Source organism: Blastococcus sp. CT_GayMR20 (assembly GCF_004570345.1).
This window is the reverse complement of record NZ_SPQM01000021.1, coordinates 15,263-34,931: the sequence shown is the minus strand read 5'-3', so window position 1 is coordinate 34,931 and position 19,669 is coordinate 15,263. Positions and strand designations below refer to the sequence as shown.

The 19,669-nt window shown below is 66.4% G+C and carries 18 protein-coding genes; 13 read left to right on the top strand and 5 right to left on the bottom strand.

The window, feature by feature from the left end; genetic code table 11:
* Window positions 1-298 precede the first annotated feature (298 nt).
* The gene (locus tag E4P40_RS29310; RefSeq protein WP_135158210.1) at window positions 299-550 is read left to right on the top strand and encodes a tyrosine-type recombinase/integrase; all 252 of its coding nucleotides are present in this window, start codon (window positions 299-301) and stop codon (window positions 548-550) included.
* A gap of 450 nt (window positions 551-1,000) precedes the next feature.
* Here the strand turns inward: E4P40_RS29310 and E4P40_RS07805 are convergent, their stop codons facing one another.
* Complete coding sequence (locus tag E4P40_RS07805; protein WP_135158209.1) at window positions 1,001-1,237, bottom strand: helix-turn-helix domain-containing protein; 237 nt, start codon at window positions 1,235-1,237, stop codon at window positions 1,001-1,003.
* Window positions 1,238-1,745: 508 nt separating this feature from the next.
* Window positions 1,746-1,952 (bottom strand): hypothetical protein, encoded by a 207-nt coding sequence (locus E4P40_RS07800; RefSeq protein WP_245160198.1) that lies wholly within the window; start codon window positions 1,950-1,952, stop codon window positions 1,746-1,748.
* A 606-nt stretch (window positions 1,953-2,558) separates the two neighbouring features.
* Here E4P40_RS07800 and E4P40_RS07795 point away from each other — a divergent pair.
* On the top strand, window positions 2,559-3,788 hold the full coding sequence (locus E4P40_RS07795; protein WP_135158208.1) for an IS110 family transposase: 1,230 nt from the start codon (window positions 2,559-2,561) through the stop codon (window positions 3,786-3,788).
* Window positions 3,789-5,798: 2,010 nt separating this feature from the next.
* Window positions 5,799-6,698 (top strand): hypothetical protein, encoded by a 900-nt coding sequence (locus tag E4P40_RS07785; protein ID WP_167762148.1) that lies wholly within the window; start codon window positions 5,799-5,801, stop codon window positions 6,696-6,698.
* Between the two features lie 88 nt (window positions 6,699-6,786).
* On the opposite strand, the gene E4P40_RS28850 is transcribed toward E4P40_RS07785, so the two are convergent.
* Window positions 6,787-7,815, bottom strand: a complete 1,029-nt coding sequence (locus E4P40_RS28850) for a hypothetical protein (protein WP_245160197.1) — start codon at window positions 7,813-7,815, stop codon at window positions 6,787-6,789.
* A 66-nt stretch (window positions 7,816-7,881) separates the two neighbouring features.
* On the opposite strand from E4P40_RS28850, the gene E4P40_RS28845 reads away from it, so the two are divergent.
* Window positions 7,882-8,571 carry a hypothetical protein gene (locus E4P40_RS28845; RefSeq protein WP_245160196.1) on the top strand — a complete coding sequence of 230 codons (690 nt, stop codon included), beginning with the start codon at window positions 7,882-7,884 and terminating at the stop codon, window positions 8,569-8,571.
* 29 nt (window positions 8,572-8,600) lie between these two features.
* Here E4P40_RS28845 and E4P40_RS07775 read toward each other — a convergent pair whose 3' ends face one another.
* A complete protein-coding gene (locus E4P40_RS07775) occupies window positions 8,601-9,461 on the bottom strand; it encodes a hypothetical protein (protein ID WP_135158204.1) in 861 nt (286 codons plus the stop codon).
* Window positions 9,458-10,120, bottom strand: coding sequence for a sigma-70 family RNA polymerase sigma factor (locus E4P40_RS07770; protein WP_135158203.1), 663 nt, complete (start codon window positions 10,118-10,120; stop codon window positions 9,458-9,460). Before E4P40_RS07770 ends, E4P40_RS07775 begins: the two co-directional genes overlap by 4 nt.
* A gap of 136 nt (window positions 10,121-10,256) precedes the next feature.
* Here E4P40_RS07770 and E4P40_RS07765 point away from each other — a divergent pair, with 136 nt between their 5' ends.
* The 9 genes from E4P40_RS07765 to E4P40_RS07725 all read left to right on the top strand — a co-directional run bounded on the left by E4P40_RS07765 (window position 10,257) and on the right by E4P40_RS07725 (window position 19,636).
* The gene (locus E4P40_RS07765; protein ID WP_135158202.1) at window positions 10,257-10,508 is read left to right on the top strand and encodes a multiubiquitin domain-containing protein; all 252 of its coding nucleotides are present in this window, start codon (window positions 10,257-10,259) and stop codon (window positions 10,506-10,508) included.
* A complete protein-coding gene (locus E4P40_RS07760; RefSeq protein ID WP_135158201.1) occupies window positions 10,505-10,855 on the top strand; it encodes a hypothetical protein in 351 nt (116 codons plus the stop codon). The genes E4P40_RS07765 and E4P40_RS07760 overlap by 4 nt, the downstream gene beginning before the upstream one ends.
* Before the next feature lie 23 nt (window positions 10,856-10,878).
* Window positions 10,879-12,384 (top strand): ThiF family adenylyltransferase, encoded by a 1,506-nt coding sequence (locus tag E4P40_RS07755; RefSeq protein ID WP_167762147.1) that lies wholly within the window; start codon window positions 10,879-10,881, stop codon window positions 12,382-12,384.
* A 109-nt stretch (window positions 12,385-12,493) separates the two neighbouring features.
* Window positions 12,494-12,913 (top strand): hypothetical protein, encoded by a 420-nt coding sequence (locus tag E4P40_RS07750; protein WP_135158199.1) that lies wholly within the window; start codon window positions 12,494-12,496, stop codon window positions 12,911-12,913.
* Window positions 12,910-15,375, top strand: a complete 2,466-nt coding sequence (locus E4P40_RS07745; RefSeq protein ID WP_135158198.1) for a hypothetical protein — start codon at window positions 12,910-12,912, stop codon at window positions 15,373-15,375. Before E4P40_RS07750 ends, E4P40_RS07745 begins: the two co-directional genes overlap by 4 nt.
* A gap of 26 nt (window positions 15,376-15,401) precedes the next feature.
* Window positions 15,402-15,953 (top strand): hypothetical protein, encoded by a 552-nt coding sequence (locus tag E4P40_RS07740; protein WP_135158197.1) that lies wholly within the window; start codon window positions 15,402-15,404, stop codon window positions 15,951-15,953.
* Between the two features lie 18 nt (window positions 15,954-15,971).
* The gene (locus tag E4P40_RS07735; protein ID WP_135158196.1) at window positions 15,972-16,643 is read left to right on the top strand and encodes a hypothetical protein; all 672 of its coding nucleotides are present in this window, start codon (window positions 15,972-15,974) and stop codon (window positions 16,641-16,643) included.
* Window positions 16,644-17,291: 648 nt separating this feature from the next.
* Complete coding sequence (locus E4P40_RS07730) at window positions 17,292-17,513, top strand: hypothetical protein (protein ID WP_135158195.1); 222 nt, start codon at window positions 17,292-17,294, stop codon at window positions 17,511-17,513.
* A gap of 1,490 nt (window positions 17,514-19,003) precedes the next feature.
* Window positions 19,004-19,636 (top strand): TetR/AcrR family transcriptional regulator, encoded by a 633-nt coding sequence (locus E4P40_RS07725; RefSeq protein ID WP_167762146.1) that lies wholly within the window; start codon window positions 19,004-19,006, stop codon window positions 19,634-19,636.
* The last annotated feature ends 33 nt before the right edge of the window (window positions 19,637-19,669 follow it).

Here is a 19,669-nt window from a genome sequence, read left to right as displayed (position 1 = left end):
GTCGTCGCAGCGCCTCTGCGGGGGCCGGTAAATCGGGTACCAACGGCATCGACACAGCCGCTGTGCGCCCGTGGCAGCAGCCAACGGCCTGACCGTCCCGCTGCGGGGCCGCATCAAGGACGAGGTGATCCAGGCCTACCGCGCCGCCGGCAACTGACTGACCGCCGACATCGGGAAGACAGCCGGGCTCCCAGGACGGGCGCGGCCGAAGGGCTCCGACGTCCGGGCGGCCCGCGGTCTGCAGACCCTCGAGCTGGTCCGGACTCCGCGCTCGTGCTGAGCGAGCTCGACGGCAGCCATCGGCATCCGGAGCGGTTCTCCCGCCACTTCGCCGCCCAGCTGGCCCGAGCGCGCAAGGCGCTGGGGGAGGAGTGGCTGCCGGCGCCACACCCACGCCACGCTGCTGCTCGCCGACGGCGTGCCGGTGAAGGTCGTCTCCGAGCGCCTCGGTCACGCCAGCGCGACGATCACGCTCACCGTCTACCAGCGCGTGCGCCCCGGCATGGGCCGCGAGGCGGCCGAGCGGTTCGCCGCGTTGCTTGACGGCTGACCAGAGCGGCGGGGAAGTATCGACGTGGTACCACGAGGGCATCAGAGGCCTGGACACGGAAACCCCCCGACGTCCTGACGAGCAGGAACACCGGGGCGATGCTGTGTCCGAGGGGGGACTTGAACTCCTGATTCAGGCTAAGCATCCAGATGCGTTGCAACGCTTCGACCTGCACTTATGAGTCCCGCAGCGATTGTGCTTAGACACCAGAATGCACCCAGATACACCAGAATCCGCCCTCGGCGGTATCAAACGGAGTATCACGAGCCTCAGCGGGTGAGGTGGGACCTCGGCGATAACAAGATGACGCGGAATGGTCAGCGGTCGTGAAGGGGGACTTCGGCGGGCGATACCTGAATGCCGGCCGGCACGTCGCTGACCTCGAAGAACGGGCGGAGCGCGGCGTGATACTTGCTGCCGACGGCCACCAGCGCCCGTGGTCTCGCATGCTCATCGATCGCCTGAGCTGACGCCGTCGACCTCGGTGAGCGCGGCTTCGACCCTGACGCCCAGAGCAGCCAGCAGGGGCAGGCGGGGGACCAGTACTCGTCGACCGAGCCGAAGAGCCGGGAGCTCGCCGTTCTCGATCGCCCGAGAAACGGTGCGGACGTCGATGCCCAATACCTCGGCGGCTTGGGCCACCGTCACCACGGCGGTCCGGCTGACGCGCAGCTCCTGCAGATCCACCGAGGCTCCTTTGGCTGTTGCGCTGCCTCGCCTGAGAGGCGGCGAGGTGGTAGCTGTGAGGGTGGGGCGCAGGCCTCCAGGGTTTCTCCAGTTGGGTCCGGTCGACGGCGCCTGCGCCCGCCGGGCTGTAACGAACCTGCATCCACAGGCCTCCGGCGCTACGACCAGGGCTACTGGAGAAGGGTCCGAAGGTGGAGGTCGGCGTGCGCGGCGCCGATCACCCAAACTGCCGTGGCGTCTCCTCCAGCGGCATCGTCCTGCAGGTCGGCGGCCGGCGGCTCCCAGGCTTGGACGGTGGGGGAGCGGTAGCGGGCTCTTCTCCACGCTCCCTCCGCCGTGGGGTCGTCTGGATCGGCCGGGAGGCGCGGCTTCCTTCGGCCCTCCAGGTCGCGATGGCGGTACTGGAGAAGTGCTGCAGGACGTCAATCCAGCCGTGTAGAGGGAAAGGCGCCGTGCGCTGGCGCCTTCCAGTAGACGTTCGCTATGGCACCCCTGATCAGGCAGCGGGTCATCGACGTGGATAACGCTGGATCCCGGTTGCGCGGTGGTCGTCGGCGGCTCGCAGTCGGGCGTAGGGCCGGCGGTTGTAGGCCTCCAGGACCGCGTCGAGGGCAGTGGCCAGACGGGGGAGGTCGCGGTCGTAGACGCGGCCGTCGTCGAGCTGTTGAGTCAGCTTCTGCAGCGCATGGAGCCAGTCCCGGCGGGTCAGCGGCAACCGTGTGGGAACCTCGACTCGCCGCTCCACGATCTGGACGGCCGCCCGGCCGGAGGCTGCGGCCCGTGCCTGTTCCCAGGCGCGGTGCCGGCATGTGGCCGAGCACCACTGTGGGATCGGTCCTCGGCTGCCCGGAGTGATAGGCCCACCGCACCATCCACAGGTCGTTGCCGCGGCCCGTCGCCCGCGATCGGTGGTCTGGGCGTCCGGCGTCGTTGCTCGACCCTCCTTGACCCGGTCACATTCGGCTCGACGGCGCCTCTGCTGCTCGCGCTCCTGGCGCCGAGCCCGGTAGTCGGAAGTTCCGCTGCTTCCCATGCCTCGACCTTGCAGACGGACCTCCAGAAACTCGTCACCACGAATTGCGGAACTCCTGGGTGCATGAGGTGTAATCCTTTGCGATCTTGATCGCAGCCCTTGGCGATGAGAATGCTCTTGTCGTCCGGCGACGTCGTCCGTCACTGGTGCGGGAGAGCCCGCTGAGGTGTTTGGCGCGGGGTCCTCGGGTGCCCTTGATTGCTGCCGTGAGCGCGCGGGTCTGTGTCCATGAGTTGAGGACCCTCCGGACGACGCCCTGCAGGTTGTCGACCGGAGGAGGGATCTCAAGTGGAAGTGCGGTACGAGCGGGTCGCCGGGCTGGACATCGGCAAGGCGACGCTGACGGTGTGCGTTCGCACGCCCGGGCCGCGGGGCCGGCGGGCGGAGACGCGGACGTTCTCGACGATGACCCGTTCGCTGCAGGTGATGCGGGACTGGCTGCTCGAGCGCGGGGTGACGATCGCGGCGATGGAGTCGACCTCGACCTACTGGAAGGGCGCGTTCTACTGCCTGGAGGAGGTGATGGAGGTCTGGTTGGTCAACGCCGCGCACATCAAGGCGATCTCGCGGCGCAAGACCGACGTCAAGGACGCCGAGTGGATCGTCCAGCTGCTGGAGTGCGGGCTGCTGCGCCCGTCGTTCGTGCCGCCGCCGGACATCCGCCGGCTGCGGATGCTGACCCGCTACCGGGTCCAGTTGATGGGCGACCGCACGAGGGAGATCACCCGGCTGGAGCTGATGCTGGAGGACGCCAGCGTGAAGCTGTCCTCGGTGGCGGCCAGCCTGACCAGCGTCTCCGCTCGCGCCATGCTCGGTGCGCTGATCAGCGGCGAGGACGATCCGCGGGTGCTGGCGGAGCTGGCCAAGGGAAAAATGCGCCGCAAGATCCCGGCGCTGACCGAGGCGCTGACCGGGCACTTCGACGCCGGCCACGCCCAGCTGGCGCGCAGCATGCTGGCCCGCATCACAGCGGTCGAGGCGGCGCTGGCCGAGCTCAACAGCGTCATCGCCGCGGCGTTCCAGCCCTGGGCGCACCAGCTCGAACTGCTGCAGACCATTCCCGGGGTGGGGGAGAAGGTTGCGCAGGTGATCATCGCCGAGACCGGCGCGGACATGACCCGGTTCCCGACTCCTGAGCATCTGGCGTCCTGGGCCGGGGTCTCGCCCGGCACCCGGGAGTCCGCGGGCAAGCGGTATCCGGTGCGGCCGCCGCACGGCAACAAGTGGTTGACCGCCATGCTGGTCGAGGCGGCCGGCTCGGTCGGGCGGATGAAGGGCGCCAACTACCTGGCCGCCCAGCACACGAGGCTGAGCAGCCGCCGCGGCAGGGCCCGGGCCCAGATGGCGGTCGGCCACTCAATCCTGGTCTCGGCCTACTGGATGCTCACCCGGGACCAGCCCTACCAGGACCTGGGGCCGGAGTGGCTGGCCCGCCGCAACGACGAGGCGCACGCCCGTCGGCTGGTCGCCCAACTGGAGAAGCTCGGCCACACCGTGGTCCTCGACCCGGCCGCCTGACCCTCAACTGCAGAAGAACTGGAGGACGGGCTTCGCCCGCCCCGCGCTGACGCGCGCCTGCAACACCGTTATTCACGGGTCTGTGATGCCTCGTGATCTTGGAGTCTCCGGTGCTGCTAGGCCCGTGCCGGTCGCCCGGCGAAGCCAGTCCCCAGCGATGCCTTTGCTGCAGAAGCCAACTGAGCCCTCGCGGCTTGTCGGTGTCCCTGCAGACGGCCCTGGGCGCGCGTACCGCCTTCGACGTCGGTGCGTTGCAGATTTCCGCGTCGGTCTCGCTCGACCGGTGGCAGCAGCGACAGGTGGAGCGCCTAGCGTATCCGCCACCGGAGCGATGCGTGTGACGTCGCAGGATCGAAGTATGGCGGCTTGCGCTCCGTAGCCCTGGTCGACCTCGAGCGAGTGCAGTTCGGGTGCTCTTTGCGGCGACGCCCGCTTTTGGTTACCCACAGTTACTGCGGATCTACAGCGCGTACGGCCACTCCGAGGCGTGAAAACCGTGAGGCCGAACACCTACCCGCTGGCCCTCTCGGGAGGGGAAGGTTCCGTGAGAACCGTGAGAGCAAGGCACTTGACTCCAGGCTCTAGGGGGAGGACCATTCTCGTGAGAACCGTGAGGATGAGTGGAGTGGTTGGCGTGATGCAGTTGATGCCGCGCGATAGTGCACTTCTGGGTCTGGCTACGCGCCCTGCGCCCAGTCGCTCGCTCCAGAGCAGCCCTCAGAGGTGGACTTTCGAGCGGCCTCGGGTGGTTGCGGTCGTCTGTCTTGACGGCTCACCTTCGATGATCTTGCGTCAAGGTCCAGTGATGCAGACTGTTGATGGCGCTACAAGGATTCAGGCTGCGACCGCAACGACGCTGGCAGCGAGCGATGCGATCGGGCATTCATCAGCCGCAAGGAGAGGGTTGCGGAGCTTGCTGCGTTTCGCGCTGTGGGCCAGTCTCTTCGCCGTTTGCCACTCGTGCCGGCTTCTTCGTGAACACCGACGAATGAGCCATCTGCCCATGTCCTTCCCACACGAAGACGCGTTTGCGGTTTCCCGCAGGCCAGGTAGCCGACGCGCCGCCCTGGCAGACCTGCGTGCGACTCGTCTGCTTAGGTCCCATGCGGACGCGGCCGCAGCCGAGTTTTCGGCCGCCCAAGACGGATGTAGCCGACGCGGCTCATTCGGAAGTCTCCGATCGGGGCGGCTGGGCGACGGAGGGGCCAAGCCCCTCCGGCTGACGTCTCCGGACAGTCTGGGCCGGCATCGCATAGTCACCGTGAAGCCAGTCCCCTGTGGCCCCGGCCGACGCACCCGTCCGTTAGATCAAGGCAAAGCGTGGCGTCTACCCGCGCAAGGCAGGACGTCGCCGCAAGGCAGGACGTCGCATAGCGGCTCCCCACACACCCATCCGCCGATCCAACGGAGATCCCAGAGGACTAGATTCCAGGGAGTTGACCTTGATCGGATGCGGCTTCAGTCCGATCAGCTAACGAGAGCCTTGAGCCGCGATCCTGAGAGGTGCCCTTCGTGGTAGAGCGCAACGCCCGAAGCAGCGAGGTTGCCACGTCAGTCGGCCTGTCGGCAGCCAGCATTCAGGCGTACGCCCGCAACGGGAAGATTCCCTACCGCAGGACGCCTGGCCGTCAGTACCGGTTCAATATCGACGAGGTTCGAGAGATTCTCGCACCCGTCGCGGTGACCCCTACTGACAGTCTCCAGGACCCCTTCACAGCGACTACCCCTCTGGTTGACGCTCTGTCCGGCTTCCGCCCTAGTCCATTCAGCGAAAGCGCGATGCATCGGCTTGCACTACGTGCTCACCGAGCCGAGGCTGGACCAGCGGAAAGCCGCGAAGTGCGCCAAGAAGCGGGGGGGAAGCAGTTGGCCGATCTAGTCAAGCGCTCGGGCAACGCTGCGGCAGTCGCGGTCCTGCGACGCGGCTGATCCGTGGCTGAGTCAGCCGACAGCGATGGGACTTCCGCCGGACCGACGCCTCCGACCGTGCTGGCTGCGGCGGGGGCGCCGGTGTCGTTCACTGCGCTGTCGCCTCTTCAGCAGGGAGATGCACTTTCGGGGCTGACGCTTGCCATCGCGGGCGTGGGACCTGCGGGTGTCGAGACGCTTCCTTCGGGCGTCGCTCGCCCGGAAGTCGGCCCCACGGACGCGTGGGCGAGTGCTCTGGGGTCTGACACCGGCTGGTACGTCCTTCTCACCCAGGACTGCGACGTAGTTCGCGAGGCCGACCAGGAGCCGACGGTGCTGATTGCGCCGATAAGACTGGTGAAAGAGGACCGTTGGCTTGACCTGCGTCGGAATGCTTACTCGCCGCGTTGGTACGCGTACCCTCGTGAGAAGTTCTCTGACGTACCGGCGGGTATGGGCCTCGCCGTCGACCTGGCCTGGACGACGAGCATCCTTAAGGGCGCCCTAGTCGTCACTAACGTACAGGCCGTACGCCCACTTACCGGCCCGGCAAAGAGATCCTTCGGAGAGTGGGTCGCGAACCGGACCGGGCGGGCCCCGTTTCCGGACGACGTCGTTCGACTGGTTCTCGACCCGTGCTATGAGGTTCGGAAGCGGCTTAGCAGCGCCTTCGACCGCGCCCCCAGTCCCGAGAATGCAAAGGTTGAAGCGCGGGTAGTTGCAGCCGTCGATCGCTGGTTTGCGCACGCCGATGGCCATCGCGTGAACATCCTGGGAGCGCTCACTGGGCCACGGCTTCAGGCCGCAGGGTTGACCGACAAGGAGTCCGGGGAGGTTAAGACGGCTGACCTAGCCGCAGGACAGGAAAAGTTGCAGGACTTAGTGGTCAGAGCGATGAACAGAGCAAACGAGCACTCTGGCTACGAACTCAAGATCGTCTGCGCCGATCTAGCGACGATCAGGGCTGACCTCTTTCTCCAGTTCTCGTTGCTTCTTCGCTGAGGGGGGTCTGGTCGACCAGAGTGCTGTCGAATTCCTTCTCGGACACGGGATGCCTAGACGGCCGAGGGCGACGTCTGCAAGCGGTCCACTAGGCCGGCATGGTCGACCCGGAGAGGGGCCACTCCGCGTCCGCGGAGCGCACCCGCAACAGGGACGCCTGTCCGCGCTGGGCCAGGCGCCTCGCCAGGTCTTCCTCGTAAGTCGTCACAAGGACCTGTCGCACCTGAACACCCGATGCCGACATGAGCGTTGCGGCGAGCCGGCGATTCCGAGGGTCGAGGTGCTCCAAGGGTTCGTCAAGCCATAGGAACGACGCGCGCGTGGACGACCCGAGAACAAGCAGTCGGACGGCGAGCAGGGCGACGACCTTTTCGCCGCTGGAGAGGTACTCGAAGGGAATCTCCTCGACTCCGCGCCGAAGCGTCAGCCGGCCGTCAGGACCGAGTTGGAGCGCGCCGCGGTCACCGAAGACGCGCTTCCAGCGCGCGCGCATCTCAGCCGCCAAAGGGTCGATGCGCTCTGCCATGAGCTGGTCCGCCGTTTGTCGGGCAATGATTGCGGCCACGCGCGACACTGCTGCCTTCCGGTGGACGAGGAGCGAGGCCTCTCGCTCACTGGCGGCGGTGCGTTCGGCGGCGATCCGTTCCGCGAGAGCGGCCTGCGTCGCTCGGGTGGCGGCCACGTCCTCGGAGATGTCGTCGTAACGGGCGCGTACCTCATCAACGGCTGCCCGAACGGCGTCCACGTCCAGCGGTCCCGCGTCCGGCGTGTTGTCACGCGGCGACGGGACAGTAAGCGCCTGCCGAAGCACAGCTCGCACGGCGTCGAGCCGCTGACTCGCCCCCACCAAATCGGCCTGCCGGACGGCGCGATCGGAGTCCAGCGCTGTCAGGTCACGTGAATGACTACGTCGAGCGTGCTCGATGTCCTCACGGCTCATCGGACGTCGGCAGACGGGGCAGTCCCCGGACGCCGTGTCGAGTTCCGCTGCAGCGCTCGTAATCGCCTCAAGGCGTCCGGCGACAAGGGCCAACCCCTGGCGCACGTCGTCGACAGCCGCGAGTGCGGAGCGCTCGGCCTCCTCGAGAACTCGGACAAGGTCGTTGATTGTCTGCACTTGGGGCATTCCGAGGCTGGGCAAGATGACGGGCTGTGCTGCAGCGAGGACCTGTTGGAAGGCGGCGTGCGCCGCAGCCGCTTGGTCGGCTGCCTCGCTCTGATGGCGCAACTGCCGCAGCTGGTCTTCGGCCAGCTCGAGTTCGTCGCGCAGCGCATTCCGCTGTTCGTGCAGCGTCGCGAGGTGTTCATCAGCGCTAGACAGCTGAGCCATCAGGGCAGTGAGGTCGGCCGTAGCTCGCCGCGACGCGGTTCGGTACCCCCTAGCCGCAGCCTCGTGCTCGTCGTGGATTTGTTGCATCTGATCGGCGACGCGGATCAGGTCATCTACCCCGAAAACCCGGCGCAGGTGCTCGCGCAGAGCGAAGGCGCTTACCGTCTGGTCGTCGACGGCACTGCTTGGCAGGGTCGTTGTTCGCGCGAGAAACTCAACCGACGCCCCGAAGGCCTCGGCGAGCACGGCGTTCAGCAATGCGGGGTCGAGCGGGTCGCCGCCGAGTGTTGTCTGGACATCCGTTTGTCCGACGGCGTCGACCACGCGTCGAACGGTGAGAACCCGGTGGTCGGGCAATTCGACCTCGACATCGATGCTCGTTTCGTCGGCGCCGACGCGACGAGCAGCGACCGGATCCACCCGGGAGAGCGGGCCGTAGAGGCCCCAAGAAGCGGCTTCGATCAGCGACGTCTTGCCAACGCCATTCTCGGCCAACACGAAGGTAACGCCGGGCCCAATCTCGAGGGATTGCTCCTCGAATGAGCGCCAGCCCCGGAGATGCAATTTGCGGATCACGCGACCTGCCTGGCGAAGCGGTCAATCGCGGCGGCGAGGTCGATGGAGCTTCCCCGGCCCGTGGCGGTCGAGATGAGTTTGACGAGCCGTTGTTCATGCCCGACTAGCCCGCGATAGGCGAGGGCCTTGTCGCCTTGGTATCGGCGCTTCGCCTCTTCCGCCACCACCTGCGTCGCGATTTGCGCTCCCAACTCGGCGACATCCCCGACTGGGAGGGCGCCACCGTTGAGCCCGAACTCGCCCCACTCGGGCGCGCTGACCTCAAGGATCGACCGAGCGGCGAGCGCTAAGGGCAGGACCGGCCGTGGCGGACGCGCCGGGCGGTTCGACGCGGTCGAGATGGTGGGGTCGACGTCGTAGCGCGACACCACTCGGGCCAGCAGCTCGTCGGTCTGTGTTGCGACGAGAGCCACCAAGTCGACGTAGCTGTCCGCGTCGAACATCGCGCGGAGCGCGTCCCCCGCCAGCCAGGGGTCGTCGGTGTCGAGTGGATGAAACCGCGCGAGCAGGTCTAGGTAGCCGAAGGACACAAAGCCGTCGTCGTGGACGTTCACCTCGACCCGCGGGTCGACGTCGGCGAGCAGTTTCTGCATCCGGTGGAGGACCGGCACCTTGGACGTGGAAGGCGCCGGAGGCAGGGACTCGGCGAACTCGGTGCCGGCGAGCAGCGCCTCCAACGAGGGCGCCGACGCTGACGGATCGATCCACCGGCCCGTCTCCATCAACCTCATCAAGTCTTCGACGAGCTGTCGGTCGCGCCGGTCGAGATGGTCGAGCGTGGGACGGGAAGCCCCGTGCTCAAGGTGATCCGAGAACGCCGCGAGAACGGCATCGACGGCGTCGCTGTGGCTGTTCATGTGTCCTCCCCTCCGTCGCTCTCCTTGAGCGGCGGGAACGTCGGATCGCGCAGAGCGGCGGCGTACAGATCCCGCAGTATGCGGCGAAACTGTTGTCCGACCGCCTGCCCGGTGATGCCGAGCTGCTCACCGAGTTCCTTGTCGGTATTCGTTCTGTAGTAGCCGGTGCTGAAGATCAACCGCTCCCGCTCGCTCAACGTCTCGCGGGCTAGGCGGAGGATCACCAACTGTTGTTGTGCCCGGTCGAACGCCTCCGCCGGGTCGTGCGCCGGATCGGGGTCAGCTGCGTCGAGGCGTTCTTCAAGTGGAACGAGGGTCACGTCGTCTGGCGTTCCAGGCGCGGCGTTCGGTGAGCGCCGTCCGCGCGTCGCCAGCGACAACGCGTCCTTCGCCTTGTTCCTGGCGATCTCGGAGCTGAGCGCCTCCCAGGAGGTCCGCACGTTCGCGGAATCCGTCCGCAGAAGCGCGAGCAGAGCGTCCTGCAGAACGTCGTCGACCGAAGCGCCTCCCGGTAGCGCGAGCTCGACGTCGTCGCGGATCCGCCGGCCGTGGAGCACCACTTGGATCTGGATGTGCATGTTCTTCTTGATCGTCTCCAGGCGCGCACGGTCCTTCAGCAGCGGGTGGCTGCTGCGGAAGGAAGACGCGTGCTCGGCCATTGCACGCACTCTGTCTCCCCCCCGGCGTCCGTGAAAGTCGCGACGGAGAAGTCGTACAGGACTTTCACCGACACCCGCTTAGCCGACATCAGTGCAGCCGGGAGCCGTCGGCACCCCGGGAGCGAGAAGGAGCATCATGAAGGACAAGCCCACCGAGCTGCGGCCGAGCGTCGCGTTCACGATCGACGGCCGGGACTACGAGACCCGCGAGCGGCGGCAGCCAGCTGCCGACTTGCTGCGTCTCGCTGGCGTTGACCCGGCCCTCTACGACCTCGGCGAGCTGCGCGGCCAGCGCCCTGAGCCGGCCCGCTACGCCGACGACGACGTCGTGCAGATCCACCCGGGCGCGCGGTTCGTCACCATCCGCCAGAACGCCGACGTCGCGTGACCGGCGAGCCCGTCGCGACCTTCGTCAACGGCCTGCGCCGGCTGCAGACCAAGCCCGAGGTACGCGACGGACTCGTCGTCTACTGGGTCGAGCCCGTCGAGGGTCAGCATGCTGGCGAGCTGGTCGAGACCGCCGTCGAGGTCGCCGAGCTCGTCAGCTGGCCCATGGCGCCGCCGCACTGGATCCACCTGCCAGCGGAGGTTGCGCTGCCGGCGACCAACAGTCAGCAGTCGACCCGTTCAGGCTGGTTGCGTCACTCGCGCCAGGTCCGCGGTTGGGGCGGCGACATCGACCCCGAGGGGGCGTGGGTGGCCCATGTCCGCGGCGTTCTGGGGGCCGCGCGATGACGACTCACCGGACGTCGGTCGCCATGACCGCCGTCACCCACGACGTCCTCGCCGGACACCTGCTCCGCGACGACCGGCAGGAGGACATCTGTATGGCTACCTACCGGCCGTCAACCGGGGCGACTCGGCGCACCGCCCTGGTGCGCCGAGTCGTCTTGCCCGAGACCGGTGAGCGCGCCGTGCACGGGAACGCCTCCCTGACCGGCGCCTACGTGCTTCGCGCCGCGGCGCTAGCGCATGAGGACGGCTGCGGGGTCGTCCTTGCTCACAGCCACCCGGGCGGTCGCGGCTGGCAGAACATGAGCGGCCCGGACCGCGACGCCGAGACCGCCTACGCCAATCTCGTCCGAGAGATCACCGGCCTTCCCCTCGTGGGCATGACCCTCGCCGGCGACCAGGCCTGGTCCGCCCGTCACTGGGACCTCGGCACCGGTCGCGACGTCGAGGCCACGCATGCCGAGAACGTCCGGGTCCTTGGCGACCGTCTGGTCGTCAGCTGGAACGACGCTCTGGTCCCGCCGCCCTCTGCCCGGCGCAGCCAGGTGCGCGCCATTGCCTCGTGGGGTCCGCGCGTGCATCGCGATCTCACCCGGCGCGCGGTCCTCGTCGTCGGCGCCGGCTCGGTCGGCCTCGACATCGCGGTGCGGCTGGCGGCCACGGGTGTGACTCGCATTGGCCTGATGGACTTCGACACCGTCGAGGAGCGCAATCTCGACCGGCTGGTTGGCGCAACGAAGGTCGACGCATGGCTGCGCCGGTCGAAGGTCGACGTGGTCGGCCGCCTCGTCGTCCTCAACGCAACGGCGGCAGGGCTGCAGCTGGAGACCTCAGAACTCAGCGTCTGTGAGCCAGCGGGCCTCGCGGTGGCGCTCGACTTCGACATCATCTTCAGCTGTGTCGACCGGCCGTGGGCGCGGGGGGTCCTCAACAGCGTGGCGTACGCGCACCTCCTTCCTGTCGTCGACGGCGGCATGGGCGTTGACGCCTTCGCTGACGGCAACGGCATGCGCGGGGCGGCCTGGCGTTCACACGTCGTCCGCCCTGGCCGCCCCTGCTTGGCGTGCAACGGGCAGCTCGACCTCGCCGCTGTAACCGCTGACCGGGCCGGCGACCTCGACGACCCGCAGTACATCGCAGGTCTCGGCGGCGGCAGCCGTGATCGAGGCGAGAACGTCGCCGCGCTGTCCGTAAGTGCTGCCGCGAGTCTCCTGGCCCAGTACGTCAGCCTCTCGGTCGCCCCCGGCGGGCTGGGCGAGCCTGGCCCGCTGCGCTACATCCTCAGCACGCACACCCTTGAGCACGTCGCTGCCGAGACACGCCCGACCTGCCCGGTCGAGGCAACGGTCGGCGACGGCGACGCGGCGCTGACGCTCGCAGGTCCGCACGCAGCCGCCGAGCACTGCCGAGCCGACCGCCATAAGGCAGGGCAAAGTTGGGAGGTCCGGCTGGGCCGCGCCGCCGACGATCTGCTGCACCGGCTCGCGACCCGCCTTGGGACAGTCGCCGAGAAGCGGCTGGGGACCAGCTGATCGTTCGCGAGGACCACGTTTACTACCGCCTACATTCCGAGCCACGACTCCGTTCACGACCGGAAAGTGAGATCAGTCCTTCATGACGCCTACGGGTGCGCTTCCTGACGTGGACTTCCGGCAGATCCGACCCTATGGGGCCCCAGCGTCCCGAGCGGACGCGTTCGAGGAACTGGCGTCCATTCTCGCCCGAGGTGGATTGATCGACTGGCCCGACGGGACTGTCTTCTACCGGTTCGGCAATCCCGACGGCGGGCGCGAAGGTAAGGGTGCCCTGCCCAACGGTGACGTTTGGGCGTGGCAGGCCAAGTACCTGTTTGGGTTCGGCAATGCCGAGGTGCAGCAAGTCCACCACTCAGTAGTCCGCGTTCTCGACACCGAGCCGACAGTGAAGCGGTATTACGTGGCGTTTCCATACGACTTGCCGGCCGGGGACACGGACGGACCCAAGGCCAAAAAGTCGGCTCACACTAAGTGGCTCGAGAAGAAGACCGAGTGGGAGGCCCTCGCGAAACTGCCCGCGGCATGACCGTCGAGTTCATTTACGTGGGCGCGCATGAACTCCTGAGCGAGCTGACGAAGCCCGAACACGCAGGGAGACTGCGCTACTGGTTCAGCGCCTCCGTTCTGTCACCGGACGACCTCAAGCAGCGACTCGCGGACGTCGTCGCGAAGGCAGGTCGTCGGTATAGCCCCCAGGTCCACGTTGAGGTCGAGGCGGTTGAGGCCCTTGACGGCCTGGGGAGGAGTCACGCCTACGTCCACAAGGTCCAGAAGGCATTGGCTGGTGTACGGAAAGCTCGGAACGAGAGCTGGTACGCCCCGAAGGGGGATGAAGCCGCGTTCAGGGATCCTATCGAAACGTGCCGAACCCAACTGGCTAAGGCCGAGGTCGCCCTACAGGGCTTTTTGGACGCGGCCAGATCCCCGGGTCCGCTTCCCGACATCGTCGAGGACCTACAGCCTGTTGATGCAGACCTCGATGCGATTCACCGCTTACTGCAGGACCGGAACCTTACGGACGGGCGGTACTACGTCGACCAGGCTGGCGCGCTTTATCGCAGCGTACGGAACGCTCAAGAGGCCTTGTGGGAGGCCTTGGCACTGCTGCGCTCGCCGGAAACAGAGGCGGCGCGAGTGGGGCGACTCCTGATGACCGGCCGTGCTGGAGTCGGTAAGACCCACCTCTTCTGCGATGTCGCCACCCGCCGCATTTCCGCAGGCCTACCGACGCTCGTGATTCTCGGACAGGACTTCGACGCCGGGAGGCTCCTTCCCCAGATCGGCATGTTGGTTCAGATCGACGGCACGCTGGACGGCGTCCTTGCTGTCCTCGATGCAGCCGGTGAGGCGGCCGGGTTCCTGTCGATGCTGATGGTTGATGCCGTCAACGAGGGCGCGAATGCCGAGCGGTGGGCGGATGAACTTCGCGTTCTGGCCGGCGCAGTCGAGCGCCACGCGAACGTTGTACTCGCGGTTTCCTGTCGAACCGAGTTTGTTGAGCCCGTGGTGGGCCAAGCCCATGGATTCCCACGGGTCGCCCACCGGGGCTTCGCAGAGGCGACCAGTGTCGCCATTGCTCGGTACACACAGGAATACAACTCGGAACGACTCACCTTTCCGGTCCTGAACCCTGAGTACGGCAATCCACTGTTCCTCAAGCTCGCCTGCGAGGCCCTCACGACTCTGGGGCAGACGCACTTCACATTGGGAACCGCCGGCTTGGCAACCGTCTGCAACGCGTTCATGGAGGCCGTCAACAAGCGCCTGGCCACACCTAGCCGCTGCGACTACGACGAGACCGGCAACCTTGTGCAGGTAGCAGTCCGGGAGTTCGCGGAATTGGGACCCGGACCGTACGACCGTGCCGACGCAATACGCATCACCGAGTCGCTTCTGCCCGGACGTCCATGGTCGAGAAGCCTCCTGCTGGGACTGCTGCGGGAGGGCGTTCTAATGGACACCTACAACAACAACGTCACGTTCAGCTACCAGCGCTTGGGTGACGTTTTGCGAGCTATGCGGCTCGCCGAGCAGTCAGCCGACGGGCTGTCGGCCTGGTACGACTCGCTTACGCAGGCCCGTTGGCAGGAGCGCGGCACGATGGGCGCGTTGGCGGTCATCGCGCCGGAGTCGATCGGAGAAGAGATCGTCGACATCTTCAAGAAGGAGGACGATCGCGTCGAGCGAGACGTTATCGATGCGTTCGTCGAGAGCCTCGTCTTGCGTGCCCCCCAACACACGACTGACCGGACCGTGCGCATCATCGAGCAGCTCATCGACTATGAAGAATGGACAGAACGGGTATGGGAGCAGCTCGTCCGGGTTGCATGCGTGCCCGGTCACCGGGTCAACGCAGACTGGACCCACCAGCTGTTGATTTCGAGGCCACTGCCGGAACGCGATGCGACCTGGTCTGAGTGGCTCATCGGGTCCACTGACTACGGGGACGAGAGCGCGGTTAGCGTGCTGCTCGACTGGGGCTGGCATCCGCACAGCAAGATTCGTGACATCTCACCATTGGCCGAGGACGTCGCCCACTTGGCGACGCTGGCCCTGGGATGGATGTTAACCACACCCGACCGGCGCGTCCGCGACCGGGCGACTAAGGCGTTGGTGAGCGTCGGAGAGCGTGGGCCGGCCGGGTTCGCCTCTGGCATCCGCCAATTTCGCGACTGTGATGACCCCCACGTCGTTGAGCGGCTCGCTTCAGCCATTTGCGCCGTGGCACTTCGGTCGGCCGTGCCGACGACTGTGACTCAAGTTGCGGACGCAGCCGTGGAACTGGTCGCGGACGGATGGCCGGAGCACCTCCTGACGCGTGATTACCTTCGGCGTGCCTCTCACGCCGCCCGTAGACACGGCTGGTCCGGACCGGACTGGCTGCCGCCATACGGCACGAACTGGCCGGTTCAGGCGATGTCACAGGAGGACATCAAGGCCCTCGACGCCGATCCGGAGTACAGATACTCATCGATCTGGGGTCACTGAACGGGTTCGGCGACTTCGGACGCTACGTGGTGGAACCAGCTCTCGAGTACTTCGACCATCCCGACCACAAGGAGTTGCGCGCACTAGTCGAGCGGGTCATCTTCACTCGCGTCGTGGACCTCGGTTGGACGCCCGAACGGCTCGGGGTCCTTGAGCGCGGACGGCGGGCTGGTCGTCACGACGGACCGGTCGAGCGATATGGCAAGAAGAACCAGTGGATAGGTTTCTACGAGGTGCTGGGCCGCATCGCCGACAACCGCCAGCTGCGGGAGCGGTGGAACGACAAGGTCGAGCCGTTCGCGTACGAGTCCGCAGAGCAGCTGGTTTACAGGGACATCGACCCAACCGTTCTAACCCCCGGTGGAATAGAGGACCCTGATCCCCAGGAGCATGCCTGGTTCGCGCCTGTCCACGCGTCCTTCCCCTCCGAGGTCGCGGAAGGCTATCCGGAAGATCTTGAGGGGGTGCCTGACCCGCTCGACCTCATCACCCTGACTGCGCCCGACGGCACTGACTGGCTGTCGTTGATGCGGCACGCCAACTGGACCCAGGTCCTCCCGCCGGAGATCGAGGCGTAGAGGGCACCCAACCTGAACGTGTGGATGCAGATCCGCGGGTACCTGGTACCCGCCGATAAGGCCGACGCGCTGCGCGCCTGGGCCGTCGGGAAGGACTGGGACGGGCGCTGGATGTCGGAGCACGCAGACGTCCACTCGCGTCTGCTTGCGGCGCATCCGAGTTCTCCGGACTGGGATTGGGCCGACGGAAACGCGGAACCACGGCGCCTTCATGACCAGCCTGTTCCGGCGGACCTCTTCCAGCCGATCGCCTGGTACGGCGGCACGGGCACCTCCCGCGAGAGCGCCGGCACCCAGGAACCCACTGGGTTTGTCCCAAGCCGGATGCTCTATGACCTCCTAGACCTGCGACACGGTAACGACTTTCGCTGGGATGACGCGGCCAGCCTCGCAGTCAGTGACCCAACCGCGGGCATGGATGAAGCGTCGACGCTGGTAATGCGACGAGATCTGGCCGATCGGCTCGCGGAGGCGGGCTACTCCATGTTCTGGACGGCACTCCTGAATAAGCAGCGGAATGACCACGACTACGGCCGCCCGGGGGATGACTACCGGTGGCTGAGCGCCAGTGCCTCGTATCTGATGAGCGGAGGCTCGGTCGAGTGCGTCTCCGCACAGGCATGGCGGTGCCGCCCCTTCCCAGGCGGAGATCCGACACCGGTCGAATGGAACGTTCGTAGGGCTGGTTGATGCCGTCAGCCTATGGACGAGCCACGCTTATTCGCCTAGCTCCGTGTCCTCCGCAACCGTCTCCACTGGTGCCTCGGATGCGGGTCGACCAGCTTGAGCCCTGAGAGATTCACCGACCCACGCCTCTGCACCTGGTTGCGGTTGTGGTTGCAGTTGGCGGTGTTCGCTCAAGTGCGCCAGTGTCCCAGGTCATTCGTATGGGCACGTCAGGCGCCTTACGGAACGATTGTGAACCGCCCCGAACGCGATCATGACGGCCTGGCAGGGTGGGGATCAGGCGTTCGAATTCCCTCACCCGGCGCAGCGCGAAGGCGCCGGAGTCGTCCAGGCACCGGCTCCTCCAGTGCACTCGTCAGCTTGGCCTTCAGCGTAGCGCGGGGAGTCGACTCCCTCAGTTGCGGTCCAAACTCGTGCACCTGAAGCTTTTCACCCTTTCGGCCCTCCTCGCGATCTCATTGGTCGGCTGCAGCGGCAACGACGACCCTTCATCGGCGGAGCCTTCAGACAGCGCACAGTGCCCAAGCACGACCCAGCGGGTGTACCTCGCAACTGCACTGGGCTGCTCGATGCCGAGCATAGGGGTTTCCTCACTTCGCTCAAGGTCACGGGTCCGGCTACTCCGTCACTTTGAAGCCGACCGAGGAGGGCATGGAGCAAGGGATCTTCAACAGCTACATCTACGACCTTCCTATGCCCGGGGCCGGCAGCGTTCAGATCAGCCCTGGCACCAGCCTGCGGCGGAAAATTGATGCCCTCGTGCTGACTCGTGCCGGAGCCGTCACCGTCTTCTACGCACGTGAGGGCGAGGGGCGCTACAAGGTCACGACGATCGAGCCGGGGAAGTCGGACGAGGTGGTGAACGCGGTCTAGCGATGTCCTGCGGCTGCGTTCGCTCATTCGGCGGCCGGGCCGCAGTGGCGGTGCCGAAGCCGCCTTCAGGAAGCCAACGCGTGCGCCGGTGGGCTCAACGCCGTGGCAGCCGCTGTCGAGTCCATACAGAATCCGCAGATCCTCCGCAAACGGCCATCGCGGTCCAATGAAGTCCAACCAAGAAAAGCGCAAGCCAACGTAGAACGGCGCACCAAGCCGAGTTCTGCAAACCGCGCCGCAATAGTCCCCGGCGTACAGGCCGACTCGTCCCTTGTCCAGCCTGCGCGTTGACTGGCCTATGACTACTCCCCGATCTTGGTCGAGGGCCAGGCCGAGCAGTTGTGGCCGCAATTAGCGGCCCTGGCACGGGTAAACGGTTGAGCGCTACGCCGTGCATGCCGGCTTGCCTCCTCCTCACCCGGAGGATCCCTGCGCAGAGAATGGCGGTTTTGTGGGGCCAACTAGGACGCGCATTAGGGCGTGAGCGGCCGGGCCTCCAGGCGAATACAGTTTCCAGCCGTCGTGTTCGCACCTTCCATCCCCTAGTCGACTCTGCCCTCGAGTGAGGGCTCCCGCATCGGGAATACCCAGGGCAGCCTTAGGCACCCTGCTTGCCGCCTCGTCTTCGGCCGCGTCGACGATCTCCACTATTGTTGCAAGCCCGCGAGCGGCCGGTAGCTCGCTTCCCCTTTTGCAGCTGCGTACGGGCGGCCGCCGCCGCCAACTGTCTTCTCGTGGCCCCGCGACGAGAGTCAGCGCTGATGGTTACGACTGCGTTCAACTTGGCGGGGCGGCGCCGCCTTCACAGTCCCTGCAGGCGGCGCCGCCCAAACGGAACCTATGCGGTACCGCCCGATAGGCATGACGTCGCGGACGACTGTGCCACACGTCACATCGCTGGGTGCGGGCATCTGACCAGTGGTTTCACGGAACTGAGGCGTTCCGCGGTGACAGCTCAAAAGGCCGCGGGGAACCCTCGTCGAGGACGCGATCTTGGTTGCGGAAGAGGTTCAGCGTGGACGAATGCGGCCGGCAACGGCTCGTAGCTGTTCTTCCGGTCGGCCACCCACGGCCAGGCCCTTCAGAGCAAGTCGATGCGGTCGGCTGTCAGCCAACCAAGCCAATCCTCCGTAAATCCCGGGGCGTACTCCCGGATGACGAGAATCAGCCCCCGCAGCGCCCGGTCGTGGCCTGTGCGGTTGGGACACCAACCAAGGAGCAGGCCCAAGGACGATTTTGCGTCGGGCAGCGTGGCCTTTACGGGCACGGGTGGTCGGTGAGGGTCGTTGAGCTTGCGAAGCTCGTGGGCTAGCCGGTTGGGGTCAACCCGTCTGTGCACCGCGGCACACTGACACTTTCGGTTGCCCTGAGCAACCATCAATCGGGGGCAATAGTGTGCCCCGCTACCCGGGGTTGTCATCGATAACTGGCGCCTGACCAGCGGGTTCATGGAACTGCAGGGTTCCACGGTCGCCCGCTACGGTCCGATCGTGACTGTTAGTGACGGCTTTCTGCGCCCGAGTGCGGCTGGGCCCGCTCGGACGCGGGACGCGCGGCGACAGGCTCTGGATCCGTCCAGGGACAAGGCAATCGCCGGAGCCGTCTTCCAGGTTCTAGCGGAACTGGGTTACCGCGGCCTCACGATGGACGAGGTGGCCTTGGCCGCCGGCGTTGGCAAGGGTGCGATTTACCGACGGTGGTCTAGCAAGGCTGACCTGCTCGTGAGCTTCCTAGAGGCCGCCAGCGATGATGCCATAACGGTAATAGACACTGGGACGCTGCGGGAAGATCTTCTGGGCCTCATGACAACCATGGCCGATATTCTCGAGTCCCCTGCCGGACGTGCCACGCGAGCGTTGATTGGCGCCTCCGTCGATGAGCCGGCCATTGCGGTGGCCTATCGGCGAGGGCCCTTAGCCTGTTGGGATAAGACCTACGCGGAGGTCCTTAGCCGTGCGGCCGATCGTGGGGAGTTGAGCCCTGGAATCTGCAATTCCGTGGCGGCGCAGGCGGGTCCAGCAATCTTCTATGAACGCTGGTTTGTCCGGGGTGAACGGCTCGACGAGCAATTCGCAGTAGCCGTCGTCGACGAGGTCATGCTGCCTCTGCTGATGGCGCGTTAGATCCCTGCGCGGCGCACCGCCGATTGCTGACGC